This is a genomic window from Flavobacteriales bacterium, from assembly GCA_020435415.1.
Classification (GTDB): domain Bacteria; phylum Bacteroidota; class Bacteroidia; order JACJYZ01; family JACJYZ01; genus JACJYZ01.
In genome coordinates, this window is the sequence record JAGQZQ010000038.1 from 21,342 (window position 1) to 28,624 (window position 7,283).

At 47.9% G+C, this 7,283-nt stretch carries 6 protein-coding genes; 4 read left to right on the top strand and 2 right to left on the bottom strand.

What is annotated here, in order from left to right; translation table 11 throughout:
• Positions 1-2: 2 nt before the first annotated feature.
• From KDD36_08020 to KDD36_08035, 4 genes are all read left to right on the top strand, one after another.
• Positions 3-680 carry a response regulator transcription factor gene (locus KDD36_08020; GenBank protein ID MCB0396583.1) on the top strand — a complete coding sequence of 226 codons (678 nt, stop codon included), beginning with the start codon at positions 3-5 and terminating at the stop codon, positions 678-680.
• On the top strand, positions 677-1,948 hold the full coding sequence (locus tag KDD36_08025; GenBank protein ID MCB0396584.1) for a HAMP domain-containing histidine kinase: 1,272 nt from the start codon (positions 677-679) through the stop codon (positions 1,946-1,948). Before KDD36_08020 ends, KDD36_08025 begins: the two co-directional genes overlap by 4 nt.
• A gap of 56 nt (positions 1,949-2,004) precedes the next feature.
• Entirely contained in the window at positions 2,005-4,437 is a 2,433-nt protein-coding gene (locus tag KDD36_08030; protein ID MCB0396585.1) for a TonB-dependent receptor, read from the top strand.
• 136 nt (positions 4,438-4,573) lie between these two features.
• Positions 4,574-5,698: an acyl-CoA desaturase gene (locus KDD36_08035; GenBank protein ID MCB0396586.1), complete on the top strand. Its 1,125-nt coding sequence runs from the start codon at positions 4,574-4,576 to the stop codon at positions 5,696-5,698.
• A 91-nt stretch (positions 5,699-5,789) separates the two neighbouring features.
• Here the strand turns inward: KDD36_08035 and KDD36_08040 are convergent, their stop codons facing one another.
• The gene (locus KDD36_08040) at positions 5,790-6,539 is read right to left on the bottom strand and encodes a hypothetical protein (protein MCB0396587.1); all 750 of its coding nucleotides are present in this window, start codon (positions 6,537-6,539) and stop codon (positions 5,790-5,792) included.
• Between the two features lie 272 nt (positions 6,540-6,811).
• The coding region (locus tag KDD36_08045; protein ID MCB0396588.1) for a hypothetical protein at positions 6,812-7,283 on the bottom strand (472 nt) is incomplete at its 5' end.

Sequence of the window (7,283 nt, forward strand, 5' to 3'; positions counted from 1 at the left end):
TCGTGAAAATTCTGATCATAGAAGATGAGGTCGATCTGCGTAACACCGTATTGAACTACCTTGAAGAAGAAGGTTACGTTTGTGAGATTGCTCCGGACTATTCCGTAGCCCGGGAAAAGGCGGGTGTTTATCAGTATGATTGTGTTTTGCTGGACCTGACCCTACCAGGAGGCAACGGTCTGGACCTTATTCCCGTGATGAAGTCGGAACACCCCGATACAGGCATCATCATCCTCTCTGCCCGGGATTCCCTGGATGATAGAGTAAAAGGCCTGGACCTGGGTGCCGATGACTACCTCACCAAACCCTTTCATCTTTCAGAATTGAATGCGAGGGTCAAGTCGCTGCTCAGACGCAGGCAACTCAAGGGGGCGCAGGAACTTGTGTTCAACGAAATCACCATTCGTCCGGATTCCCGTGAAGTTTGTGTACTCGATAGGGAAGTTGTACTTACGCCGAAAGAATACGGCATCTTATATTATTTCATGGTAAATCAGGGACGGGTCATTGGCAAAGAAGCGCTTGCAGAACATATCTGGGGAGATCAGATCGACCTTGCCGACCATTTTGATTTCCTGTACACACACATCAAAAATCTTAGAAAAAAACTGATAGAATCCGGTGCCGGTGATTATATCAAAACCGTTTATGGCATGGGATATCAATTCAAAAGCAAATGAAACTTCTGACCATCAATACCCTGTGGTATGCAGCCATCAGTGCATTGGCGTTTGCACTGGGAGGCGTCGGTTTGTGGTTTGCCCTTGATGACCTGATGCATGAGGAAATGGACGAACGCCTCACGCAGGAAAAGGAATGGGTGATCCGGCACCTGGAGCCGCAAACGGTAGAGGTACCCGCGTATGCCATGCTGGATAAACGTATACAAATCACCCCCCTCGAAAACCCTGTTCATGCAAAAGATGATATCAGAGATACGGTCATAGAGGTTACTTATGTTGATGGCGACAGGGAGGCATTGCCATATCGCAGGCTGGTCAGTTTCGTAACAGTGAACGACCGCCACTACCGGATCATGCTGGCGGTATCGCTATTGGAGACAGATGATCTGGGAGAAAGGATCACAGAGTTGATCCTATGGTTATTCGGATGTACCCTGGTAATGATCATTCTTTTTCAGTGGCTGGTGGCCAGAAAATTGTGGAAACCGTTCTATGAATTATTGTCGGGAATGAAAGCGTATGACATTACGGTGCCTGAACAGTTCTCTCCCCAACTCACACGAGTTGCAGAGTTTAAGGAATTGCAATCGGCATTGGAAACACTGACACGTCGTGTCGAAGCATCATACGCTAATCTGAAAGAATTTTCCGAGAATGCTTCCCACGAAATCCAAACACCCCTGGCCATCATCCTTTCAAAACTGGAAGGTATGATGCAATCCTCCGGACTGGATGAGCGTCAGGCTTCCGACCTGAGTGTGATCCGTGAGGCCGCACATCGCCTGAGCCGTCTGAACCAGGCGTTGTTGTTATTGACGAAGATCGAAAACCGCCAGTTTACAGCGCATGCCGCGATCCATCCCGCCCCATTGATCCGGGACATGATGAAAACATATGAAGAACTGATCAATGGGAAATCATTACAAACGGAAGTCGCACTCGACGAAAAAGTCGAATTGAGCATGCACACCACGCTTGCCGATGTGCTTTTCTCCAATCTCATCGGCAACGCCATCAAACATGGAGTATCGAATGGCGTGTTAAAGATCAACCTTGATAGCAAGCAATTCATGGTGATGAATACCGGTGCGCCCGATGCCATGGATCCGGAATTACTTTTCACAAGGTTTTATAAGAAAGATCCGTCGTCATCTTCCCTCGGCCTGGGCCTTGCGATTGCAAAGAAGATTTGTGATGTGATGGGTTATCGACTCGGTTATCGCTATGATGGATCTTCAATCCATGTATTTACGGTAGACTTCTGAACGCGATGTTCAGATTTACTTCAGAATCCGTGCGGACATTTGTTTTAAAATGATCCATGATGCGGATGCTCAGAATTCTTCATGTCTTTGTGCCGTTGTTGTTTGTGGCTCATCCTATGGCTGCCATGGATAACCAGTCAGGTGTGTCCGTGCAGGGAACGATTCGGGAGGAGACTACCTCCGAAATCATTCCATTTGTAAACGTTGTGCTGGTAGATCTTCCCGACAGTATTCAACGGGGAGGTACTGTTACAAATAACCAGGGGGTGTTTGTGATCCCGGATGTCAAGCCCGGCAGCTATTTTCTTGTCGTTTCCTTCATCGGATATGAGCAGCTTGTTGTTGCGCCATTTGATGTAAAGGAAACAACCGGAGTTGTGGACCTGGGCGATATGCATATCAGGCAGACGAGCATTTCCCTGGGTGAAACCGAGATCGTCGGAGAAAAATCTACTTATGAACTGGCCCTGGATAGGAAGGTGTATAATGTGGGCAAGGATCTGCAATCCAACAATGGTTCTGCCACGGAGGTCCTTGAAAATGTACCCTCGGTATCCGTGGATGTGGAAGGCAATGTAAGCCTCAGGGGATCCGGCAATGTGACTTACTTTATCAACGGTCGCCCGTCCGCTTTATTAAGAAGCAACCCGGCGGCGGCGCTGCAGCAGATTCCCGCATCCAGCATCGAACGGATAGAGGTGATCACCAATCCGTCCGCCAAATATAAACCTGATGGTTCAGCGGGCATCATCAACATCGTGCTCAAAGAAGAGAAGACCGATGGCGTTCAGGGCACCTGGCTGGTGAATGCAGGCAATGGCGACAGGTACAATACCAATCTCAACCTCGGCATCACCAAAGGTAAGATGACAGCCTTTGCAGGTTGCGGTCTGCGGTGGGACAAGAGGCCTGGAAGTATAACGGATCAGCGCACGTATATGGATAGCCTCGGACAGGTGGAAAGTTTCTATGAACGTCATGCGGTGCGTGATTATAAATCCTTCGCAACCATGGTCAACGGCGGGATGGAATTCAAGCCTGATAACAAGACCAGTCTCAGTATTCAAGGTAACGCTTACCGTCGAATCATGAACCGCCCCATGGTTTTTGACATCCGCACAAGTGACATGCTTCATGAGGTTACCCTGGACTATCTTACCAATCAGGATGGCTTGGAAGATGAGTCCGAGGCAGAAGCCAGTGTCGCCTTTGAGCACGATCTGAAAAAGGAAGACCACGGCATATCCGCGGAAGTAAATGTGGCGACCTACCATGAACTGGAGACCCATGAATATAATGAACAGTACCATTTCCCTGATGTGTTCAATGCAGATAGAAGTTTACGATTGCTGAAGAATGGCAAACAACTGGAGGCCGCTTTCGATTTTCACCGGCCGGTTGGTGAAGAGGGTGAACTGGAGGCAGGATATGAAGGCATAGGGTTTCGGGATGATATCCGGAACAGCGGCATGCACATGGATACTTCTTCCGGTCAGTGGGTGGGTGATCCGGAGAAGTATAGCTATTTCCGCGTGGTTCAGCAGCAACATGCACTGTACGGGACCTTCGGCTTTCCATTGAAAGAGCTACAGGTGATGACCGGGTTGAGGATCGAACAATCTTTTCTTCGTGCGACATTATTCAGTCTGGATTCAGTGACGTTGAATCGCTATTTAAAAGTTTACCCAACACTCCATTTGAGTTACGAGGTGAATGACAAAGTTGAAGCACAAGTGAATTACAGCCGCAGGGTAAACCGTGCGGATGGCGATGAACTCAATCCATTCCCCGTGTATTCAGATCCCCGCAATTTTGAATCCGGGAATCCCTTGCTCCGGCCGGAACAGATTCATTCTCTGGAAGCGGGTGTCCAACGTAAAGGAGATAAGGTCACCTTGATTCCGACATTGTTCTACCGTTATACCTTCGATGCATTTGCTGAAGTTGTTGTGCCGGTAAAGGACTCTCTGCTGATGACGACCTATGATAACATCTCATCGGAACGGGCGGCCGGCCTTGAATTTCTTGTGCAGGGCAGACCCATAAAACGATGGTTGATCAATTTCAACAGCTCGGTGTTCTATAATGAGATTGATGCATCCAACCTCGGATATGGAAACAGCCTGTCAACCTGGACCTGGCATGTGCAAGTCAGTAACAACATTGAGCTGGCGAAACAATGGATGATCCAATGGACAGGAAGGTACCGTGCACCTTCATTGACTCCACAAGGCCGTTTTCTGGGATACACTGTATTTAATGCGGGACTGAAGAAAGAAATGTTGAAGGGAAAACTGTCATTGGTGATCACGGCATCAGACGTGTTCCATACTTTGAGGTGGATGCATGAGGTACACAGTCAGGTGTTGGATCAAACGGTGAAATACGACCGGCGCTCCCAAATCGTGTTTGTCGGATGTAGCTGGCATTTCGGCAGGGACCTGAAGACCAAAAAGAAAGATGAGCTGAAATTTGATGATGGGATGTAGGATATCCCGGGAAAATGACATACAGAATGTTTTCATGGCCCTACCCTGCTTGTTTGCCGAATGCACTAAAAAATAACACCTGCATTGAGGCAGAAAGCTTAACTTTGAGGCGTTTTACCCCCAAAAGGATAGTTGAATGACACAAGTAAGTGAGCGTAAGCCGGTGGAAAGGCCGGGTTTCGGCGGTAGCCAGAAAGACGATTTTTTTCATGTGCTTCGTCAGCGTGTTAGCGAGTGGTTTCAGAAAGAAGGCATCCCAACCTATGGTAACGGTGCTATGTGGCGGAAAGCCATATTTCTGATCTCATGTTTTCTACTGTCCTACGGACTCTTTTATGCTGATCTGCCGGGATGGTTGTTGTTGGTCAATGCTGGGTTTAATGGTTTTCTCACGGCCCTTCTTGGATTCAACATTGCGCATGATGCCGTGCATGGTTCTTTCTCTCCGAATTCACGCGTGAATAAATGGCTCGGACTTACTTTCAATGTGGTCGGGGCAAATGATTTTCTCTGGAAGATCAAACACAACATGATCCACCATACATTTACGAATGTGGCCGGACATGATGATGACATCATGCAAGTGAAGATTCTTCGCATTGAGCCGACCAAAGAGCTTCTGAAGATTCACAGGTACCAGTATATATACGCCTTCCTGCTTTATCCTCTGGCTACCTTGTCGTGGGTGTTCATCAGGGATTATGCTAATTTTTTCCGGGAGGATTTCAAAGCGGCAAGTGGTCGCAAACATCCCACCAGTGAATTTCTCCGCCTTATCGGATATAAGCTGTTGTATTATATCTTGTTCCTGGCCCTGCCCATCTACTTTATCGACAGGCCCTGGTATCACATTGCCCTGGGGTTTGTGGTGCTTCATATGGTAGAAGGTCTGGTGCTTTCCATTGTTTTCCAGTTGGCACATGTGGTTGAAAAAGCACAATTCCCTGTCCCCAAAGAGAACAATGACCTGGAAAGAAGTTGGGCAGCACATCAGATGTACACCACGGCCGACTTCGCCCGAGGCAGCAAACTGGTGACCTTTTTGGTTGGCGGACTCAATTTTCAGGTGGAGCATCACCTGTTTCCCAAGATATGTCACATTCATTATCCGGAACTTGCACCTATCGTTAAAGCGACTGCCGAGGAGTTCGGGCTACCATACAATGATTACCGGACCCTGGGTATGGCGCTGCATTCACATGTCAGAACACTGCGGGATTTCGGGGCGCAGTTTGTTCCTGAGACGGCTCTTGCCACCTAAAGATTCTCGTTCAACGATCTCAACTGTTTCCTAAAAATAAAAAGGCATCCCGTCCGTAGACGGGATGCCTTTGCGTAAACCCCTGATCGCTTTAATTGGTGCCGTATATGCTGTGGTGATAACCATCGCCACTGGCCTCGAATACTTTTGATTCCCGGGTTCTTCTGAGCGGACCGTAGCATGAGAATAAAGTGGTTTCACCTACTTCGGTGACGTAGTCACGCACCAGTTTCCATGATCCGAAGCTCTTATACCTCAGACGATGACGAACAGATCCTCTGTATGGAGATGCATGCGAGTGCATGGAATACTTATAGGCTTCCACGTAACTTGTTCCCGTGCGGTTTGTCCAACAGTACAGATAATCCCAATTCTGTGGACAGTACTTGTCTTTAAAAGTACCTGAACTCATAAGCGGTGTGTTTTCAATTACACCTTCTGCTGTCTGGTCTTTCCTGACTTCCCCCTGGGTGGAGTATTTGCTCATGACTTCTTCATAAGCCTCAATCAACGCTTTGGGTGCTTCCTTGCCTGAGACAAGTGTGTACAGGTCGGCAGGTGGCAATTGTTCATTAACGTTGGGGAGCACACCTTCTGTGCTTACTACGCCTGATACGATAAGTTCGCCATCATCCAGACGAGAGAAGTTGATAAAACCTTTCGCGCCGAGATCCAGACTTGCAATAAGAGATTCCCCTTCGATCTGCTGGTTCCTGTTTTGCTCCTTTACAGAAAGATTCATGGGGTTGGTTTGTTCGATGGCTTCTTTCTCACAAGCTGAAAAGAGCATGATGCCATAAACAGCACATAGGGCGGAGACGGATTTTGTGAGCATTTTCATTGATGTTGAATTTAAATGGTGTCCTACTATTTTACGGGTGTTCGGACTTCTCCCTGAAATACGCATTCTGTTAACCGATGCAGGCTTTTGCCTTATCGACGAGTCAAAAGTAGAAGGGATGGACGGGGTGTCTCCGAATTAACTAACCACTTGTTCATCTCGCACAAACAACGGTTGATTCAGGCACATAAGCGGGAGGGAGGCTTACATAAACAACAAAAGGCATCCCGTCCGTAGACGGGATGCCTTTTGCCTGAGCTCCCTAATCGCCATTAATTGGTGCCGCGGATGCTATGGTGATAACCATCGCCGCTGGCCTCAAATACTTTTGATTCCCTGGTTCTCCATGTACCGGAGGAGTAGATATAACTTACTTGATTTTGCAATACAACAAAGTCACGAACGGTGTGCCATGAACCCCAGCTCTTGTATCTCAGTCTGTGGCGGATGGTTCCGCGATAAGGTGAAGAGTTGGCGTGCATAGAGAATTTGTAGTTCTGCACGTAGCTGGTGCCGGTTCTGTTTACCCAGCAATAGAGGTAGTCCCATCCGCTGTAGCAATAATTGTTTTGGAAGGTGGTAGCACTCATTTGCGGTGTGTTTTCTGACTGTGCTTCTCCGATCAACTCTTTTTCAAACCTGTCGGCAGGCGTATGATTTTTTACCGTGGCTTCGTATGCTTCCACCAATTGAGCCGGGGCGTCGTTGCCGGATACATATTTGTAAAGCTCTACCGGATTCATG